General features: G+C 71.4%; 1 protein-coding gene. It reads left to right on the top strand.

Annotation, left to right across the window (positions count from 1 at the left end; all coding sequences use genetic code 11):
* On the top strand, window positions 1-231 hold a 231-nt coding region (locus R0J87_RS25295; RefSeq protein ID WP_498889773.1), incomplete at both ends, for a sigma factor-like helix-turn-helix DNA-binding protein.

Raw genomic sequence — 231 nt, 5'->3', positions numbered from 1 at the left:
GCGCCTGGCTGTGCACGATCCTGCGCAACGAGTTCTACGGCCGGCGCCGCAAGAAGACCGAGGCCGAGGATCCGGAGGGCACGCTGGTCGCCGCGATGGCCGTGCCCGCGAGTCAGGAGCACCGGATTTCCCTGACGGAGTTGCAGCGCGCGCTCGACCGGCTGCCCGACGACCAGCGCGAGGCGCTGATCCTGGTGGGCGCCAGCGGCTTCAGCTACGAGGAAGCCGCCC

The sequence above is a fragment of the Halomonas sp. SIMBA_159 genome, from assembly GCF_046536035.1.
Lineage (GTDB): Bacteria > Pseudomonadota > Gammaproteobacteria > Pseudomonadales > Halomonadaceae > Vreelandella > Vreelandella venusta_A.
This window is presented reverse-complemented; position numbering and strand designations above follow the sequence as displayed.